Origin of the sequence: Pseudomonas mendocina, from assembly GCF_003008615.1 — a bacterium.
Classification (GTDB): domain Bacteria; phylum Pseudomonadota; class Gammaproteobacteria; order Pseudomonadales; family Pseudomonadaceae; genus Aquipseudomonas; species Aquipseudomonas mendocina_C.
Genome location: NZ_CP027657.1, coordinates 1,229,223 through 1,245,709 on the forward strand (window position 1 = coordinate 1,229,223; position 16,487 = coordinate 1,245,709).

19 protein-coding genes are annotated in these 16,487 nt (G+C 60.8%); 7 read left to right on the plus strand and 12 right to left on the minus strand.

The features are described 5' to 3' along the window. Nucleotides 1-6: 6 nt before the first annotated feature. Both cysD and C7A17_RS05745 read right to left on the minus strand, forming a co-directional pair. Nucleotides 7-924 (minus strand): sulfate adenylyltransferase subunit CysD, encoded by a 918-nt coding sequence (gene cysD, locus C7A17_RS05740; RefSeq protein WP_106737112.1) that lies wholly within the window; start codon nt 922-924, stop codon nt 7-9. A 136-nt stretch (nt 925-1,060) separates the two neighbouring features. Beyond that, nucleotides 1,061-1,819, minus strand: a complete 759-nt coding sequence (locus C7A17_RS05745) for a Nif3-like dinuclear metal center hexameric protein (RefSeq protein WP_106737113.1) — start codon at nt 1,817-1,819, stop codon at nt 1,061-1,063. A gap of 109 nt (nt 1,820-1,928) precedes the next feature. On the opposite strand from C7A17_RS05745, the gene algW reads away from it, so the two are divergent. Then, complete coding sequence (algW, locus tag C7A17_RS05750) at nt 1,929-3,071, plus strand: Do family serine endopeptidase AlgW (protein ID WP_106737114.1); 1,143 nt, start codon at nt 1,929-1,931, stop codon at nt 3,069-3,071. Nucleotides 3,072-3,142: 71 nt separating this feature from the next. On the opposite strand, the gene hisC is transcribed toward algW, so the two are convergent. The 10 genes from hisC to C7A17_RS05800 all read right to left on the minus strand — a co-directional run bounded on the left by hisC (nt 3,143) and on the right by C7A17_RS05800 (nt 11,207). Further along, a complete protein-coding gene (gene hisC, locus C7A17_RS05755) occupies nt 3,143-4,198 on the minus strand; it encodes a histidinol-phosphate transaminase (protein WP_106737115.1) in 1,056 nt (351 codons plus the stop codon). A 79-nt stretch (nt 4,199-4,277) separates the two neighbouring features. After that, nucleotides 4,278-5,585: a histidinol dehydrogenase gene (hisD, locus tag C7A17_RS05760; RefSeq protein WP_106737116.1), complete on the minus strand. Its 1,308-nt coding sequence runs from the start codon at nt 5,583-5,585 to the stop codon at nt 4,278-4,280. Nucleotides 5,586-5,708: 123 nt separating this feature from the next. Next, the gene (gene hisG, locus C7A17_RS05765) at nt 5,709-6,344 is read right to left on the minus strand and encodes an ATP phosphoribosyltransferase (RefSeq protein WP_106737117.1); all 636 of its coding nucleotides are present in this window, start codon (nt 6,342-6,344) and stop codon (nt 5,709-5,711) included. A gap of 69 nt (nt 6,345-6,413) precedes the next feature. After that, nucleotides 6,414-7,679: a UDP-N-acetylglucosamine 1-carboxyvinyltransferase gene (gene murA, locus C7A17_RS05770; protein ID WP_106737118.1), complete on the minus strand. Its 1,266-nt coding sequence runs from the start codon at nt 7,677-7,679 to the stop codon at nt 6,414-6,416. Between the two features lie 22 nt (nt 7,680-7,701). After that, complete coding sequence (locus tag C7A17_RS05775) at nt 7,702-7,941, minus strand: BolA family protein (RefSeq protein ID WP_106742767.1); 240 nt, start codon at nt 7,939-7,941, stop codon at nt 7,702-7,704. A 219-nt stretch (nt 7,942-8,160) separates the two neighbouring features. Then, a complete protein-coding gene (locus C7A17_RS05780) occupies nt 8,161-8,487 on the minus strand; it encodes an STAS domain-containing protein (protein ID WP_106737119.1) in 327 nt (108 codons plus the stop codon). Beyond that, entirely contained in the window at nt 8,484-9,116 is a 633-nt protein-coding gene (locus tag C7A17_RS05785; protein ID WP_106737120.1) for an MlaC/ttg2D family ABC transporter substrate-binding protein, read from the minus strand. The genes C7A17_RS05780 and C7A17_RS05785 overlap by 4 nt, the downstream gene beginning before the upstream one ends. A 14-nt stretch (nt 9,117-9,130) precedes the next feature. Continuing rightward, nucleotides 9,131-9,601, minus strand: coding sequence for an outer membrane lipid asymmetry maintenance protein MlaD (gene mlaD / locus C7A17_RS05790; protein ID WP_106737121.1), 471 nt, complete (start codon nt 9,599-9,601; stop codon nt 9,131-9,133). Beyond that, nucleotides 9,601-10,398, minus strand: coding sequence for a lipid asymmetry maintenance ABC transporter permease subunit MlaE (gene mlaE / locus C7A17_RS05795; RefSeq protein WP_106737122.1), 798 nt, complete (start codon nt 10,396-10,398; stop codon nt 9,601-9,603). The genes mlaD and mlaE overlap by 1 nt, the downstream gene beginning before the upstream one ends. Beyond that, nucleotides 10,398-11,207, minus strand: coding sequence for an ATP-binding cassette domain-containing protein (locus C7A17_RS05800; protein ID WP_106737123.1), 810 nt, complete (start codon nt 11,205-11,207; stop codon nt 10,398-10,400). Before C7A17_RS05800 ends, mlaE begins: the two co-directional genes overlap by 1 nt. A 240-nt stretch (nt 11,208-11,447) precedes the next feature. Here C7A17_RS05800 and C7A17_RS05805 point away from each other — a divergent pair, with 240 nt between their 5' ends. The 6 genes from C7A17_RS05805 (at nt 11,448) to C7A17_RS05830 (ending at nt 16,402) form a co-directional block, all read left to right on the plus strand. Continuing rightward, nucleotides 11,448-12,422: a KpsF/GutQ family sugar-phosphate isomerase gene (locus C7A17_RS05805; protein ID WP_106737124.1), complete on the plus strand. Its 975-nt coding sequence runs from the start codon at nt 11,448-11,450 to the stop codon at nt 12,420-12,422. Beyond that, nucleotides 12,422-12,943, plus strand: a complete 522-nt coding sequence (locus tag C7A17_RS05810) for a KdsC family phosphatase (protein WP_106737125.1) — start codon at nt 12,422-12,424, stop codon at nt 12,941-12,943. Before C7A17_RS05805 ends, C7A17_RS05810 begins: the two co-directional genes overlap by 1 nt. A gap of 8 nt (nt 12,944-12,951) precedes the next feature. Next, on the plus strand, nt 12,952-13,518 hold the full coding sequence (gene lptC, locus C7A17_RS05815; protein WP_106737126.1) for an LPS export ABC transporter periplasmic protein LptC: 567 nt from the start codon (nt 12,952-12,954) through the stop codon (nt 13,516-13,518). Then, nucleotides 13,505-14,044 (plus strand): lipopolysaccharide transport periplasmic protein LptA, encoded by a 540-nt coding sequence (gene lptA / locus C7A17_RS05820; RefSeq protein WP_106737127.1) that lies wholly within the window; start codon nt 13,505-13,507, stop codon nt 14,042-14,044. The genes lptC and lptA overlap by 14 nt, the downstream gene beginning before the upstream one ends. Further along, nucleotides 14,044-14,769: an LPS export ABC transporter ATP-binding protein gene (gene lptB / locus C7A17_RS05825; RefSeq protein ID WP_106737128.1), complete on the plus strand. Its 726-nt coding sequence runs from the start codon at nt 14,044-14,046 to the stop codon at nt 14,767-14,769. Before lptA ends, lptB begins: the two co-directional genes overlap by 1 nt. A gap of 136 nt (nt 14,770-14,905) precedes the next feature. After that, on the plus strand, nt 14,906-16,402 hold the full coding sequence (locus C7A17_RS05830) for an RNA polymerase factor sigma-54 (protein WP_106737129.1): 1,497 nt from the start codon (nt 14,906-14,908) through the stop codon (nt 16,400-16,402). Nucleotides 16,403-16,487: the final 85 nt, after the last annotated feature.

Here is a 16,487-nt window from a genome sequence, read left to right on the forward strand (position 1 = left end):
CGATCCTTAGAAATAGCCCTGACGTTTCTTTTCTTCCATCGACCCGGCGGCGTCGTGATCGATCACGCGGCCCTGTCGTTCGGAAGTACGGGTCAGGAGCATTTCCTGGATGATGTCCGGCAAGGTGGCAGCCGTGGACTCGACCGCGCCAGTCAGCGGGTAGCAGCCCAGGGTGCGGAAACGCACCATCTTCTTGGTGATGCGCGCTTTCTCTTCATCGGACAGGTGTTCGAGGATGCGCTCGTCGTCGATCATGATCAGCGTGCCGTTCTTCTCGATCACTTCACGCTCGGCGGCGAAGTACAGCGGCACGATTGGAATCTGTTCCAGGTAGATGTACTGCCAGATATCCAGCTCGGTCCAGTTCGACAGCGGGAAGACGCGGATCGACTCGCCCTTCTTCACCTTGCCGTTGTACACGTTCCACAGCTCGGGGCGCTGGTTCTTCGGATCCCAGCGGTGCTTGCTGTCGCGGAAGGAGTAGACACGCTCCTTGGCGCGCGACTTCTCTTCGTCGCGACGCGCACCACCGAAGGCGGCGTCGAAGCCGTATTTGTCCAGTGCCTGCTTGAGACCTTCGGTCTTCATCACATCGGTGTGCTTGGCACTGCCGTAGGTGAAGGGGTTCATGTCCTGCGCCACACCATCGGGGTTGATGTGGGTGATCAGATCCAGGCCCATCTCGCTGACCATCTTGTCGCGAAAGCTGTACATTTCCTGGAATTTCCAACGCGTATCGACGTGCATCACCGGAAACGGCAGCTTGCCGGGAAAGAACGCCTTGCGTGCCAGATGCAGCATCACGGCGGAATCCTTGCCGATGGAATAGAGCATCACCGGGTTGTCGAATTCGGCGGCCACTTCACGAATGATGTGGATACTTTCCGCCTCGAGCTGTTTCAAGTGCGTCAGTTTGTCGAGCATGGCTACTCACGGGATAACGATATTATTCAGGCCGGCGGGCCTTGGACGAGCGCGCACTCTAGCACAGCGCCCTCTTCTATTCAGGACGGCACTTAGATCGAAACGATCTAGCTTTATGCCAGGAGAAAAGCCCCGCTCAGACCGGGTTCGGACAGTCTATGAAGACGTGCTCCAGAGCAAAGCGGCGTGCCAGATAATCCCCCAGTGCTTGCACACCGTAGCGTTCGGTAGCGTGGTGGCCGGCAGCGATGAAGCTCACACCGTTCTCGCGTGCGCTATGGAAGGTCTGCTCGGAGGCTTCACCGGTCAGGTACAGATCGACGCCAGCAGCAATGGCGGTGTCGATGTAACCCTGGCCACCGCCGGTGCACCAGCCGACACGACGGATCAGCCCCTCACCTTCGATCAACAAGGGCTCACGCCCCAGTACCTGTTGCACATGGCGAGCGAAATCCACCGCACTCATTGGCTCCTCCAGCGACCCCACAAGCACTACGGTGCGTGGATTCTCCGGCTCCAGCGGTCCTTCGACGACGATGCCGAGCTGGCGCGCCAACTGCACGTTGTTGCCCACCTCGGGATGCACGTCCAGTGGCAGGTGGTAGGCCAGCAGACTGATCTCGTTGGTCAGCAACGCCTTGAGCCGACGCTGTTTCATGCCGGTAACGCAAGGGTTCTCGCCTTTCCAGAAATAGCCGTGATGAACCAGCAGCACATCGGCTTCAGCCTCTATGGCTGCCTCGATCAGTTCCTGGCTCGCAGTAACACCAGTGACGATCCGGCTCACCTGCGGGCGGCCTTCGACCTGCAACCCATTCGGGCAGTAATCACTGATGCGCGACGCGTTCAGAAAAGCGTCAGCTTCTTCCACTAAAGTGGTCAGAGCAATGGCCATGAAGATTCCTCTCAAGCTGTTGCGGCCGCTGCCTTATTGGCGAGCACCTCACTATAATGCGCCACCTTAAGGGTCACCTTTGGCCCTCGCAACCCTCAGGATTGTCTCGATGCCCCAGGCACTGCGTTTTCTCGGTTGGCCCTTGCTGGTCGGCGTGCTGCTGGCCCTGTTGCTGATCCAGCAATACCCTGAATGGGTCGGCCTGCCGCGGCAGGAAGTGCAACTGGTGCAGGCCCCCCTCTATAGTCGCTTGCAGGAAGGCCCGGTGTCCTATGCCGAAGCCGTGGACACCGCGTCGCCAGCCGTCGCCAACCTGTACACCACCAAGCTGGTGAGTAAACCCACTCACCCGCTGTTCGAAGACCCCACCTTCCGCCGCTTCTTCGGCGACAACCTGCCCCGCCAGCAACGCATGGAATCGAGCCTTGGCTCGGCGGTACTGATGAGCCGCGAAGGCTACCTGCTGACCAACAATCACGTGGTCAGCGGCGCCGACCAGATCGTCGTAGCGCTGAAGGACGGCCGCGAAACCCTGGCGCGAGTGATCGGCAACGACCCGGAGACCGATCTGGCGGTGCTCAAGATCGACCTGCCGAACCTGCAGGCAATCACTCTGGGTCGCTCCGACAACATCCGTATCGGTGACGTCACCCTGGCCATCGGCAACCCCTTCGGCGTCGGCCAGACCGTGACCATGGGCATCATCAGCGCGACCGGGCGTAACCAGCTGGGCCTCAACACCTACGAAGACTTCATCCAGACCGACGCCGCGATCAACCCCGGTAACTCCGGTGGTGCGCTGGTCGATGCCCACGGCAATCTGGTCGGGATCAATACCGCGATTTTCTCCAAGTCCGGTGGCTCACAGGGCATCGGTTTTGCCATCCCGGTCAAACTGGCGATGGAAGTGATGCAGGCGATCATCGAGCACGGCCAGGTGATCCGCGGCTACCTGGGCGTCGAAGTACAACCGCTGACGCCCGAACTGGCCGAGTCCTTCGGCCTCGATGGCCGCCCAGGCATCGTCGTGGCTGGCGTCTATCGCGACGGCCCAGCACAACGTGCCGGCCTGCAACCGGGCGACCTGATCCTCAGCATTGACGGCGAAGCCGCCAGCGATGGCCGCCGTTCGATGAACCAGGTGGCGCGCACCAAACCAGGCGACAAGATCCGCATCGAAGTACTGCGCAATGGCAAACAACTGCAACTGACCGCAGAAATCGGCATCCGCCCACCAGTCAACGACAACTGATATCTACGCAACGAAAAAGCCGGCATCATGCCGGCTTTTTCGTTCTCTGCTACTCAATCAGTCGGGCGCCATCAGAGCCCCTGCAGCGCGTCCAGCAGCGCCTGATTCTGCTCCGGCGTACCAATGGTGATACGCAAGAACTGGGCGATGCGCTGCTGCTTGAAGTGGCGCACGATCACGCCCTGCTCACGCAGACCAGCCGCCAGCGTGGCAGCATCCTTGCCCGGATGACGAGCGAAGACAAAATTCGCCGCCGAGGGCAGCACCTCGAACCCCAGGGCCTGTAAACCGGCAATCACTACCTCGCGACTGTCGATCACCTGCTTGCAAGTCTTCTCGAAGTAGTCACGATCCTCGAACGCCGCAGCCGCGCCCACGATGGCCATGCGGTCGAGCGGATAGGAGTTGAAACTGTTCTTGATCCGCTCCAGTGCCTCGATCAGATCCGGGTGGCCGACCGCGATGCCGACGCGCAGACCAGCCAGCGAACGCGACTTGGACAGGGTCTGGGTGACCAGCAGGTTCGGATACTTGTCGACCAGGCTGATGGCCGTCTGGCCGCCGAAGTCGATGTACGCCTCGTCCACCAATACTACGGAATCCGGGCTGCCTTGCAGCAACCGCTCGACGGCATCGAGCGGCAACAGGCAGCCGGTCGGCGCGTTGGGGTTGGGGAAGATGATGCCGGCATTCGGCCGCGCGTAATCCTCGACACGAATCTGGAAGGCGTCATCCAGCGGCAGCGCCTCGTAGTCGATGCCATACAGCCCACAGTAAACCGGGTAGAAGCTGTAGGTGACATCCGGGAACAACAGCGGCTTGCCATCGTGCTGGAACAGGCCGTGGAAGGCATGCGCCAGCACCTCGTCGGAACCATTGCCGACGAAGACCTGGCCAGTCTGCACCCCGTAATAGTCGGCCACCGCCTGCTTCAGGCGATCGCCGTTGGGATCCGGGTACAAGCGCAGGTTGTCGTTCAGCTCGGCCTGCATAGCCGCGATGGCCTTCGGCGACGGGCCATAGGGGTTCTCATTGGTGTTGAGCTTGACCAGCTTGCTCAACTTGGGCTGCTCACCCGGCACGTAGGGCACCAGGTCTTTGACGAAGGGGCTCCAGAATTTGCTCATCTGCCCTTCTCTCCTCGAATGCGTAGGGTGCGCTGTGCGCACCGCGAATAATCAATAGGCGCGCGTGACGCGCCCTACATCACTTGATTCGGTACTCGGCGCTGCGCGCATGCGCAGTCAGCGACTCGCCACGTGCCAGCACCGAGGCGCTTTTGCCCAGCTCCGACGCCCCATCCGGCGAGCAGAAAATGATCGAAGACCGCTTCTGGAAGTCATAAACACCCAGTGGCGAGGAAAAGCGCGCAGTACCGGAGGTCGGCAGCACATGGTTGGGGCCGGCCACGTAGTCGCCCAGCGCCTCAGCGGTGTAGCGCCCCATGAAGACTGCGCCAGCATGGCGAATCTGCGGCAGCCAGGCTTCCGGGTCGGCCACCGACAGCTCCAGGTGTTCCGGGGCGATACGATTGGCCACTTCGATGGCCTGTGCCATGTCGGCCACCTGGATCAGCGCGCCACGGCCTTCCAGCGAGGTGCGGATGATCTCGGCACGCTCCATGGTCGGCAGCAGCTTGGCGATGCTTTCAGCGACGCGGTCGAGGAAAGCGGCATCCGGGCTGACCAGGATCGACTGGGCGTCCTCGTCGTGCTCCGCCTGGGAGAACAGATCCATGGCGATCCAGTCCGGATCGGTCTGGCCATCGCAAACCACGAGAATCTCGGAAGGCCCGGCGATCATGTCGATGCCGACCTTGCCGAACACGTGACGCTTGGCGGTGGCCACGTAGATGTTGCCGGGGCCGACGATCTTGTCCACCGGCGGCACACTTTCGGTGCCATAGGCCAACGCAGCCACGGCCTGAGCACCACCGATGGTGAATACGCGGTCGACCCCGGCGATGGCCGCAGCGGCCAGGACGATTTCGTTGATCTCGCCACGCGGGGTCGGTACCACCATCACCACCTCGGGCACGCCGGCAACCTTGGCAGGGATGGCGTTCATCAGCACCGACGACGGGTAGGATGCCTTACCACCCGGCACATACAGGCCGGCACGATCCAGCGGGGTAACCTTCTGCCCCAGCACGGTGCCGTCAGCTTCGGTGTAGCGCCAGGAATCCTGCTTCTGCCTTTCGTGATAAATGCGCACGCGCTCGGCTGCCACTTCAAGAGACTGGCGTTGCTCGACACTGATGCGGGTCAGGGCCAACTCCAGACGCTCACGCGGCAGGATCAGGTCGGCCATGCTGGCGACTTCCAGACCATCGAAACGCTGGGTGTATTCGACCAGAGCGGCGTCGCCACGCTCACGCACGGCCTGGATGATTTCCAGTACACGCTGGTTGACGCCATCGTCGGACACACTCTCCCAGCTCAGCAGATGATCCAGGTGTCGGGCGAAATCCTGGTCAGCGGCGTTGAGTCGGCGAACAGCAATGGGAGCGGTCATGGCAAAGCCTCGTGTAATGGCAAATCTCAGGCGCCGCTAGAGTAGCAAGCCCACCGTGCGGGCACCTGAGAATTTGGCTATGACACGGATAGGCGCGCGCGGCATTTCGCCGCGCGAAAGGTATCAGTGCGAATGTCGCGCCTCGACGGCGCCACGCAGGGTTTCGATCAGCGACTGAATGCGCGCGTGCTGCATCTTCATCGACGCCTTGTTGACGATCAAGCGCGAGCTGATCGTAGCGATCAGTTCCTGCGGTTCCAGACCGTTGGCACGCAAGGTGTTACCGGTGTCGACCACGTCGATGATCTTGTCGGCCAGCCCCACCAGCGGCGCCAGCTCCATCGAGCCGTACAGCTTGATGATGTCGACCTGACGACCCTGCTCGGCGTAGTAGCGCTTGGCGACGTTGACGAACTTGGTGGCCACGCGCAGACGGCCTTTCGGCTCCGGCGCACCAACCTTGCCGGCGGTCATCAGCTTGCACTTGGCGATCTGCAGATCCAGCGGCTCGTAGATCCCCTGACCGCCGTATTCCATCAGCACATCCTTGCCCGCCACGCCGAGGTCAGCAGCGCCGTGCTCGACGTAGGTCGGCACGTCGGTGGCCCGCACGATCAACAGGCGCACGTCATCCTGAGTAGTCGGGATGATCAGCTTGCGGCTCTTGTCCGGGTTCTCGGTCGGCTCGATGCCTGCAGCCGCCAGCAACGGCAGAGTGTCATCGAGAATACGGCCTTTGGACAGGGCGATGGTCAGCATGAAACGGTTTCCTTGAACGGAAGCGGCCGCTCCGACAGGGAGCGGCCCTACGGCAACGAACGCAGGTAATCAGCCCGGCACACGGCGAATCTTGGCGCCGAGCAGCTGCAGCTTCTCTTCGATGCACTCGTAACCACGGTCGATGTGGTAGATGCGGTCGATCAGGGTGTCGCCCTCGGCCACCAGCGCCGCCAGCACCAGGCTGGCGGAGGCACGCAGATCGGTCGCCATGACCGGGGCCCCCTTGAGCTTTTCCACGCCGGTAACGATGGCGGTGTTGCCTTCGACCAGGATGTTGGCGCCCATGCGCAGCATTTCGTAGACGTGCATGAAACGGTTTTCGAAAACGGTCTCGATGATGGTACCAGTGCCCTCGGCAATGGCGTTCAGCGCGATGAACTGCGCCTGCATGTCAGTGGGGAACGCCGGATAGGGAGCAGTACGCAGGTTGACGGCCTTGGGACGCTTGCCCTTCATGTCCAGTTCGATCCAGTCAGGGCCGGTGGTGATTTCAGCACCTGCTTCCTGAAGCTTGACCAGAACGGCTTCCAACGTGCTCGGGTCGACGTCCTTCAGCTTGACCCGACCACCGGTGACGGCAGCAGCAACCAGATAGGTACCGGTCTCGATACGATCCGGCATGACGTTGAAGCGAGCACCGTGCAGACGCTCGACGCCGTCGATGATGATGGTGTCGGTACCAGCGCCCTGGATCTTCGCACCCATGGCGATCAGGCAGTTGGCCAGATCGACGACCTCAGGCTCGCGCGCGGCGTTTTCCAGAACGGAGCGTCCCTTGGCCAGGGCAGCAGCCATCATGATGTTCTCGGTACCGGTCACACTGACCACGTCGAAGAAGAAGTGCGCGCCGCGCAGACCGCCTTCCGGGGCTTTGGCCTTGATGTAGCCGCCCTCGACATCGATGATCGCACCCATGGCTTCAAGGCCACGGATGTGCAGATCGACCGGGCGCGAACCGATGGCGCAACCGCCAGGCAGCGCCACTTCGGCTTCACCGAAGCGAGCGACCATCGGGCCGAGTACCAGGATCGAAGCGCGCATGGTCTTGACCAGTTCGTAAGGTGCGACCAGAGTCTTGATCGCACGCGCATCCACTTCCACCGCCAGCTTCTCGTCGATCACCGGCTCGATGCCCATACGACCGAACAGCTCGATCATGGTGGTGATGTCGTGCAGGTGCGGCAGGTTGCAGATGGTGACAGGCGCATCGCCCAGCAATGTCGCTGCAAGAATCGGCAGGGCAGAGTTCTTCGCACCGGAAATGCGGATTTCGCCATCGAGGCGAGCGCCGCCGGTAATGATCAGTTTATCCATAGGAATCTCGTCGCCCGCAGGCTCAGGAGCGCGCGGCCCAATCGGCCCGGCTGAAGAATTTCGGAGTTACTGCGTGAATGGTGCCGTCAGCGATCAAGTGGCTCAAGGGAGCAAGAGCCATCTGAGATCTTTTGACTGGACTCAAAGCTGCCAGTTCGTCGCTGATCAGGTTGAGCTGGAAGTTGCAGCCTTCGCCTTCGACTTCCACCTGGGTATTCGGTAGTTTTTCCTCTAGGAGGCTTTTTACTTCTGCAGCCTGCATGCTCGACCTCGACTGACGCATTCGGGCACCTGAGCCCGCGGGTCGGCCATCATACAAAAAAGCCCCCCGCCTGCGAACCCCGTACATAGCGGCGCTGACGGAACACCAGGAAAAATCGACACATCGACGCTAGGGCAGACTCAGGAGCGAGGCGAACGTCCGCTTTGTCATGCAGGGTTCCATTGGAATACCTGCGGCGTACTGCTTCGCGAGCACGCACTACTCTCTTCGTTCTTGAGGTGATTCCAGCGGCAACACGTCCAGCAAACCACTGACCTGGGCAATTTGGCGCATGTCTTCGGGCAACGCACTGATCGACAGTTCCCGCCCAGCCTTGTGCGCATCCCGCGTGAACGCCAGCAGCAACGCCAGACCAACGCTGCTGGACTTTTCCACAGCGCTGCAGTCGAGCGCCAGACGCGTCATACGGCTGGCGGCAATCAGCCGCGCCCCCTGTTCACGCAGCAACGGGCCGGTGCTGTAATCCAGCACGCCAGCGAGCTGCAACTGCCCAGGCGCGCGCTCGGTGATGCTCGCCCGGCTCACGACTCGCCCCGAGCCTGACGCGCCCTGGCCACGGTATCGGCCCAGGTATCGATGACCTTGTCCAGATCGTTGCGATTGCTCTGCATCGACTGGGCGAACTGGTCACGGAACAGCTTGCCGATGTTGATGCCGTTGATCACCACGTTACGCAGCTTCCAGGTGCCATCGATCGACACCATGGTGTAGGACAGCGGATAGACGGCGCCCTTGCCGTCACGGATCTCCATGCCGACCGAAGTACGATCACCCTCCGCCTTGCCACTGCCCGACAGCACGCGAATGTCCTGGTTGTTGTACTCAAGCAGGGCGTTGCCGTAGAACTGCATCAGGCTGCGCTTGAAATTCTCCTGAAAGCGCGTCATCTGCTCGGGCGAGGCCTGGCGCGAATAACGCACGGTCATCACGCCGCGGGCGATGCCATCGACATCGACCACCGGGCCGAGAATCTCGTTGAGCGAGTCGTAAAAGGCATTGGGGTCGCTGCGGTAGCGATCCTTGTTGGCCTTGAGGTCAGCCAGCAGGGTATCGGTGGTCTGCTGCACCACTTCATGGGCGCTCGGCGCGGCCATGGCCAGCAGCGGCATGGTGGCCAGGAGCGCCAGCAGGGAGTTACGCACGGTCTTGAACATGTCAGGAGCCCTCATCAATTGGCTTCATCTTTATTGACCGAATTGAGCAGGAATTTGCCAATCAGGTCTTCCAGCACCAGCGAGGACTGCGTGTCGTGGATGGTACTGCCGTCCTTGAGCACCTCCTCGTCACCACCGACGCTGATGCCGATGTATTTTTCGCCAAGCAGACCCGCAGTCAGGATCGACGCAGTGGAATCATCAGGCAGGTTATTGACGCTACCATCGAGCTCCAGGGTCACCCGCCCCATGTAGCTGTCGCGATCCAGGTCGATGGCCGTGACCTTGCCAATCGTCACTCCGGCCATGGTCACCTTGGAGCGCACGGTCAGCCCGGCGATGTTGTCGAAATAGGCGTAGACCTTGTAAGTATCGCCAGCGCTGCCGACGCTCAGGCCACTGACGCGCAGGGCCAACAGCAGCAGGGCCAGCACACCGGCCATGAGAAACAGGCCGACACCAATCTCCAGCGTGCGGTTTTGCATCAGAAGTCTCCAAACATCAAAGCGGTCAGAATGAAATCCAGGCCAAGCACGGCCAGCGAGGCATACACCACGGTGCGCGTGGTCGCACGGCTGATGCCTTCGGATGTAGGCTCGCAGTCATAGCCCTGGAACACGGCGATCCAGGTCACCACGAAGGCGAAGACGACGCTCTTGATGATCCCGTTGAGCACATCGTCGTAGAAGGAAACACTGTTCTGCATATTGGCCCAGAACGAGCCTTCGTAGACGCCCAGCCAGTCGACCGCGACCATGGCGCCCCCCCAGATGCCGACCACGCAGAAGATCATCGACAGCAGCGGCATGGAAATGAAGCCCGCCCACAAACGTGGCGCAACGATGTACTTGAGCGGGTCGACACCAATCATTTCCAGGCTGGAAAGCTGCTCGGTGGACTTCATGTTGCCGATCTCGGCCGTCAGCGCCGAACCGGCACGACCGGCGAACAGCAGCGCGGTCACCACCGGGCCGAGCTCACGTAACAGGGTCAGCGCGACCATCTGCCCGACCGCCTGCTCGGAGCCGTAGCTGACTAGGATGTTGTAGCCCTGCAACGCCAGCACCATGCCGATGAAGATGCCGGAAACGACGATGATCGCCAACGACATGACCCCGACGGCGAACAACTGCTTGATCAGCAGTTGCAGTGGCTTGCCGGCACGGCTGCGGCCGAACAGCGCCCTCACCAGGAACAGCACCGAGCGCCCCAGCGTCGCCACCACATCGATACCCGCACGACCGAACAGACGTAGCCGTTCGAGCGGTGAAATTCTGCGCATCAACCTCTCCCCAACAGATCTTCGCGGTAGTCAGGCGCCGGAAAATGGAAAGGCACCGGGCCATCCGGTATACCTTTCATGAACTGGCGAATGCGCGGGTTATCCGACTCCATCAGCTCGGCAGGCGTGCCTTGCCCCAACACCTGCGCATCCCCGACGACATAGATGTAGTCGGCAATGCTGGCAGTTTCTGCCAGGTCATGTGACACCACCACGCTGGTGATCCCCAGCGCGTCGTTGAGCAGGCGAATCAGCCGCACCAGAACCCCCATGGCAATCGGATCCTGGCCGACGAACGGCTCGTCATACAGCAGAATCTGCGGATCCAGGGCAATCGCCCGCGCCAACGCCACGCGACGCTTCATGCCGCCTGACAACTCATCGGGCATCAGTTCGATGGCACCACGCAAGCCCACCGCCTGCAGTTTGAGCAGGACAATGTCACGAATCATTTCTTCAGGCAGTTGAGTGTGTACGCGCAAGGGGAAGGCGACGTTCTCGAACACATCGAGATCGGTGAACAGCGCACCGCTCTGGAACAACACGCCCATTTGCTTGCGCATGTCGAACAACGCGTCGCGCGACAATTGCGGCAGGTTGACGCCATTGACCAGAACGTTACCTGCCAAAGGTCGCAACTCGGCAGCGATCAGGCGCAGCAAGGTGGTCTTACCGCAGCCGGAAGGCCCCATGATGCCGGTCACCTTGCCGCGCGGAATGCGGATGTCGACCTGGTCGAAAATCGCCCGCGCGCCACGCTGAAAACTGACGCCCTGCAACTCGATCGCGTACTCGTGCTCGGCGCTCATCTGAACTCCTTGAAAATCAGGCCATCCTGGCAGACGCCGCCTCCACAAGCGAGGACACGCACCAGTAGAGGGCCGAAATGGCCGCGGACTATAGCATTTGCTGGACATGCCGCCCAATAGCGGCCCATCGCAGCGTTCAGACTTGCGACAGCTTCATCACTGGAGCGACTCAGCAAAGGTGAGCACTGCCGTCTTTTCTCGTTATAATCCCCGTCTTTTTTCGCCTAACAGCTCAGCTCAATGAACCAGACTCGCGACCTGATTGCCTCCGCCCAACGCACCATCCGCCTCGAAATCGAAGCGGTGCAGGAGCTTTTGCCCCGTATCAACGCGGATTTCGTCAAGGCATGCGAGTTGATCCTGAGCTGCAAGGGGCGTGTAGTTGTGGTTGGCATGGGCAAGTCGGGCCATATCGGCAACAAGATCGCCGCAACGCTTGCCAGTACCGGCACCACGGCCTTCTTCGTTCACCCCGCCGAGGCCAGTCATGGCGACATGGGCATGATCACCAAGGATGACATCGTCCTGGCCCTGTCCAATTCCGGCACAACCGCCGAAATCGTCACCCTGCTACCACTGATCAAGCGCCTGGGAATCCGTCTGATCAGCATGACCGGCAACCCCGAGTCGACGCTGGCCAAGGCCGCCGAGGTCAATCTCGATGCCCGCGTCTCCGAGGAAGCCTGTCCGCTGAACCTGGCCCCGACGTCCTCGACGACTGCCAGCCTGGTTCTCGGTGACGCGCTTGCCATTGCCCTGCTTGAAGCCCGCGGCTTTACCGCCGAAGACTTCGCCTTCTCTCACCCAGGCGGAGCACTGGGCCGTCGCTTGCTGCTCAAGGTAGAGAACGTCATGCACAGTGGCGAAAGCCTGCCCCAGGTCAAACGCGGAACCAGCCTGCGGGACGCGTTGCTGGAGATGACCCAGAAAGGCCTGGGCATGACCACCGTCATAGAGAGCGACGGTCACCTGGCCGGAATATTCACCGACGGTGACCTGCGCCGCGCACTGGACAAGGGTATCGATGTACGCCATGCGCAGATCGATGAAGTGATGACGCCTCATGGCAAGACCGTTCACGCCGAAATGCTCGCCGCCGAGGCTTTGAAGATCATGGAAGACAACAAGATCAGCGCGCTGGTGGTGGTCGACGGCGATGATTACCCTGTCGGTGCCTTCAACCTCGGCGATCTGCTGCGCGCAGGGGTAATGTGATGAACGACCTTCTGCAACGCGCCCGTGCTGTCAAACTGGCTATCTTCGATGTCGATGGCGTACTCACCGATGGTCGCCTGTACTTTCTCGAAGACGGCAGCGAATTCAAGACGTTCAACACCCTCGACGGCCATGGCATCAAGATGCTGATCGGCTCGGGCGTACGCACCGCCATCATCAGCGGCCGCAAGACACCCGTAGTCGAGCGCCGTGCCAACAACCTCGGCATCCAGCACCTGTTCCAGGGCCGCGAAGACAAGCTCGTCGTTCTCGACGGCCTGCTTGCCGAACTCGGCCTAAGCTATGAGCAGGTCGCCTATCTCGGCGACGACCTGCCGGATCTTCCAGTTATTCGCCGGGTCGGATTGGGCATGGCCGTAGCCAGCGCCGACAGCTTCGTCCGCCAGCACGCCCACGGCGTGACCCAGGCTCGTGGCGGTGACGGTGCGGCACGGGAATTCTGCGAACTGATCATGCGTGCCCAAGGCACGCTGGATGCGGCCCAAGCCGCTTACCTGTAGAGCACAGCATGCTGCGTAAAGCCCTCAACACCCTGATCTTCGTTCTGATCGCTGGCGCCGTGGCGGCGCTCGGCTACTGGAACATCGCACCAGACAGCGCCCGACAGACTCAACAGGCCAGTGATGACGATGCCGTGGACTTCTACGTCCTTGGTGCACACACCGTGCAGTATCAGGATGACGGCAAGCTGCACTACCGCATGACCGCCGATAAGCTCGAGCACATCAAAAGCACCGACATCACCTTGATCGACACACCCAAACTGGATCTGTACCGCGGCACCGAGCTGCCTTGGAAGGTCACCAGTCAGCGCGCCGAGGTTTCTCCTGGCGGTGTCGAAGTAGAGCTGATCGACGACGTACGCATCGCCCGCACCGATGCCAAGGGTCGCCCGACGGTCATCACCAGCAGCCGCATGACCGTGATTCCTGACAAGGAATATGCGCAGACCGAGCAAGCCGTTAGAATCGAGGCCGCCAACGGGGTGACCACGGCACAAGGAATGAAAGCGTACTTGAATGACGGCCGGATGATCCTGCCGTCCAACGTAAGAGGCCAGCATGAGGTTCGTTAATACCCTCCCCCTGATTCTCAGCCTCGGCGCCGCATTGGGAAGCGCGGCTGCCTGGGCTCTGCCATCGGATCGCGACCAGCCAATCCGCATCCAGGCCGACAGTGCCGAACTGGATGACAAGCAAGGTGTAGCTGTCTATCGCGGCGACGTGATCATCACTCAGGGCACCCTGAAGATCACCGGCGATACCGTGACCATCACCCAGACCAACAGTGGTGACATCGACGTCTTCACCTCGGTGGGCAATCTCGCCTACTACGAGCAGAAGCCCGCCGTGGACAAGGACATCGTCAAGGCCTATGGCCGCACCATCCAGTATTTCGCCAGCAATGAGCGCATCGTACTGATCGACCAGGCCAAGGTGATCCAGGAAGGCAATACCTTCGAAGGCGAGAAGATCGTCTACGACACCCGCCGCCAGATCGTCAACGCTGGCCGCGCCACTGGCACCAATGTCGGCACGCCGCGCCCGCGCATCGACATGGTCATCCAACCGAAGAACAAACCCGCGGATCAGCAGCAGTAATGGCCATACTCAAAGCCCAACACCTGGCTAAAAGCTACAAAAGCCGCCAGGTCGTGCGCGACGTCAGCCTGAGCATCGAAAGCGGCCAGATCGTCGGCCTGCTCGGCCCCAACGGCGCCGGCAAGACCACATGCTTCTACATGATCGTCGGCCTGGTGCGCGCCGATCAGGGCCGCGTACTGATCGACGACCTCGATGTCAGCCATCAACCGATGCACGGCCGCGCTCGTGCTGGTATCGGTTATCTACCCCAGGAAGCCTCGATCTTCCGCAAGCTCTCGGTGGCCGACAACATCATGGCCATTCTCGAGACACGCAAGGATCTTGATCGCGCCGGCCGTCAGACGGAGCTGGAAAGCCTGCTGCAGGAATTCCACATCCACCACATCGCCGACAGCCTTGGCATGAGCCTGTCCGGCGGTGAACGCCGCCGCGTGGAAATCGCCCGCGCCCTGGCGACCAACCCCAAGTTCATCCTGCTCGACGAACCCTTCGCCGGCGTCGACCCGATCTCCGTGGGCGACATCAAGCAGATAATCCACCACCTCAAGACCAAGGGTATCGGCATCCTGATCACCGATCACAATGTGCGCGAAACCCTGGATATCTGCGAAACGGCTTACATCGTCAACGACGGTCAGCTGATCGCCGAAGGCGATGCCGAGACCATCCTCGCCAACCAGACGGTGAAAGAGGTTTACCTGGGGCACGAGTTCCGCCTGTAGGCCTGCGGATATTTCACTACAGAAATATGGCACCCCCTAGGCAAAATCGAGAACATCAGGCATATAATTTGCTTCCTGGCGGCGCTTCGGCGCCCTGATGTGGAAGGCGTAACTCGCCGGTAAATTAAGGTCTGCAATGAAACCATCGCTAGTCCTCAAGATGGGCCAGCAGCTGACGATGACCCCGCAGCTGCAACAGGCTATCCGCCTCCTCCAACTGTCCACCCTGGATCTGCAGCAGGAAATCCAGGAGGCGCTGGAGTCCAACCCCATGCTCGAGCGCCAGGAAGACGGCGACGATTTCGACAACAGCGACCCGATGGCCGATGGCGCCGAAAGCGCCACTCCCAGCCCTCAGAGCAAAGAAGAGAGCTATCAGGAAACCACTCCAACGGTAGATAACCTGGAGGAAGGCGAATGGGGCGAGCGCATTCCCAATGAGTTGCCGGTCGATACGGCCTGGGAAGACGTCTACCAGACCAGCGCCAGCAGCCTGCCGAGCAATGACGACGATGAGTGGGATTTCACCACCCGCACCTCCAGCGGTGAAAGCCTGCAGAGCCACCTGCTCTGGCAACTCAACCTGGCGCCCATGTCGGACAAGGATCGGCTGATCGCTGCCACCCTGATCGACTGCATCAACAACGATGGCTATCTGGAGGAAACCCTCGAGGAAGTCACCGAATCATTCGACCCCGAACTGGATATCGAGCTCGATGAAGTGGAAGTGGTGCTGCACCGCATCCAGCAGTTCGAACCAGCGGGCATCGGTGCCCGCGACCTGCGCGAGTGCCTGCTGCTGCAACTGCGCCAGTTGCCTGCCAACACCCCGTGGCTGAACGAAACCCAGCGTGTCGTCAGCGACTACCTGGAAGTGCTCGGCAGCCGTGACTATGCCCAGCTGCTGCGCCGCATGAAGCTCAAGGAAGACGAGCTCAAGCAGGTCATCGACCTGATCCAGCGCCTCAACCCGCGTCCGGGTTCGCAGATCGAATCCAGCGAACCGGAATACGTCGTGCCGGACGTCATCGTGCGCAAGCACAACGACCGCTGGCTGGTTGAGCTGAATCAGGAAGCCATGCCACGCCTGCGCGTCAACCCGCAGTATGCCGGCTTCGTCAAACGCGCCGACTCCAGCGCCGACAACACCTTCATGCGCAACCAGCTGCAGGAAGCACGCTGGTTCATCAAGAGTCTGCAGAGCCGCAACGAAACCCTGATGAAGGTCGCCACGCAGATCGTCGAGCACCAGCGCGGCTTCCTAGACTACGGCGACGAGGCGATGAAACCGCTGGTACTGCATGACATCGCCGAAGCGGTAGGCATGCACGAGTCGACCATTTCACGCGTTACCACGCAGAAATTCATGCATACCCCGCGTGGTATTTACGAGCTGAAATATTTCTTCTCCAGCCACGTCAGCACCTCCGAAGGCGGTGAATGCTCGTCCACCGCGATACGCGCGATCATCAAAAAACTGGTTGCAGCAGAAAACGCGAAAAAGCCGTTGAGCGACAGCAAGATCGCTGGTTTACTGGAGGCACAAGGCATCCAAGTCGCCCGCAGGACGGTTGCCAAATACCGTGAATCCCTCGGTATAGCGCCCTCCAGCGAACGCAAGCGACTGATGTAGGCCAAGGGGGCGACATGCCTCCAAGCCAACGTGTTCCGGTGGCGGATTCTCATGGAATCCGTCTCTTACACAAGGCAACAAGGAG

Excerpts from the sequence above, each read along its gene's own strand:
- mlaE (WP_106737122.1), bottom strand. The coding sequence starts at position 10,398 with ATGCGCAGAATTTCACCGCTCGAACGGCTACGTCTGTTCGGTCGTGCG.
- lptB (WP_106737128.1), top strand. The coding sequence starts at position 14,044 with ATGGCCATACTCAAAGCCCAACACCTGGCTAAAAGCTACAAAAGCCGC.
- murA (WP_106737118.1), bottom strand. The coding sequence starts at position 7,679 with ATGGATAAACTGATCATTACCGGCGGCGCTCGCCTCGATGGCGAAATC.
- C7A17_RS05805 (WP_106737124.1), top strand. The coding sequence starts at position 11,448 with ATGAACCAGACTCGCGACCTGATTGCCTCCGCCCAACGCACCATCCGC.
- C7A17_RS05830 (WP_106737129.1), top strand. The coding sequence starts at position 14,906 with ATGAAACCATCGCTAGTCCTCAAGATGGGCCAGCAGCTGACGATGACC.
- mlaD (WP_106737121.1), bottom strand. The coding sequence starts at position 9,601 with ATGCAAAACCGCACGCTGGAGATTGGTGTCGGCCTGTTTCTCATGGCC.
- lptC (WP_106737126.1), top strand. The coding sequence starts at position 12,952 with ATGCTGCGTAAAGCCCTCAACACCCTGATCTTCGTTCTGATCGCTGGC.
- lptA (WP_106737127.1), top strand. The coding sequence starts at position 13,505 with ATGAGGTTCGTTAATACCCTCCCCCTGATTCTCAGCCTCGGCGCCGCA.
- C7A17_RS05775 (WP_106742767.1), bottom strand. The coding sequence starts at position 7,941 with ATGCAGGCTGCAGAAGTAAAAAGCCTCCTAGAGGAAAAACTACCGAAT.
- cysD (WP_106737112.1), bottom strand. The coding sequence starts at position 924 with ATGCTCGACAAACTGACGCACTTGAAACAGCTCGAGGCGGAAAGTATC.
- hisC (WP_106737115.1), bottom strand. The coding sequence starts at position 4,198 with ATGAGCAAATTCTGGAGCCCCTTCGTCAAAGACCTGGTGCCCTACGTG.
- C7A17_RS05745 (WP_106737113.1), bottom strand. The coding sequence starts at position 1,819 with ATGGCCATTGCTCTGACCACTTTAGTGGAAGAAGCTGACGCTTTTCTG.
- hisD (WP_106737116.1), bottom strand. The coding sequence starts at position 5,585 with ATGACCGCTCCCATTGCTGTTCGCCGACTCAACGCCGCTGACCAGGAT.
- C7A17_RS05785 (WP_106737120.1), bottom strand. The coding sequence starts at position 9,116 with ATGTTCAAGACCGTGCGTAACTCCCTGCTGGCGCTCCTGGCCACCATG.
- algW (WP_106737114.1), top strand. The coding sequence starts at position 1,929 with ATGCCCCAGGCACTGCGTTTTCTCGGTTGGCCCTTGCTGGTCGGCGTG.
- hisG (WP_106737117.1), bottom strand. The coding sequence starts at position 6,344 with ATGCTGACCATCGCCCTGTCCAAAGGCCGTATTCTCGATGACACTCTG.
- C7A17_RS05810 (WP_106737125.1), top strand. The coding sequence starts at position 12,422 with ATGAACGACCTTCTGCAACGCGCCCGTGCTGTCAAACTGGCTATCTTC.
- C7A17_RS05800 (WP_106737123.1), bottom strand. The coding sequence starts at position 11,207 with ATGAGCGCCGAGCACGAGTACGCGATCGAGTTGCAGGGCGTCAGTTTT.